The sequence below is a fragment of the Clostridia bacterium genome (assembly GCA_036654455.1).
Classification (GTDB): Bacteria; Bacillota; Clostridia; order Christensenellales; family CAG-314; genus JAVVRZ01.
On record JAVVRZ010000019.1, the window covers coordinates 270 to 632 of the forward strand.

The 363-nt window shown below is 35.3% G+C and carries 1 rRNA gene (cut by a window edge); it reads right to left on the reverse strand.

Annotated features, from left to right (window positions below):
• Positions 1–260, reverse strand: a 23S ribosomal RNA gene (locus tag RR062_06180); its annotated part reaches 269 nt to the left of the window's first position; the annotation flags it as partial.
• Positions 261–363: the final 103 nt, after the last annotated feature.

The following is a 363-nucleotide window of genomic DNA, read 5'->3' on the forward strand; positions in this document are numbered from 1 at the left end:
CGTTTCGCTCGCCACTACTAAGGTAATCGATTTTTCTTTCTACTCCTCCAGTTACTAAGATGTTTCAGTTCACTGGGTTGTTTTCATATAACTATGAATTCATTATATGATGATAGCGTATTAACGCTACCGAGTTTCCTCATTCGGAAATCTCCGGATCAAAGACTGCTTACGTCTCCCCGAAGCATATCGTAGTTTGCCACGTCCTTCATCAGCTTCTAATGCCAAGGCATTCACTATGCGCCCTTATTAATTTAACCACTTAATCCTAATTTGATGAGTTAGTTTCTTAATATCTTACAATAAAGTAAGATTACTCAAAAATTTTACTCGCGTATATAAAAAATTATATACAATTACATT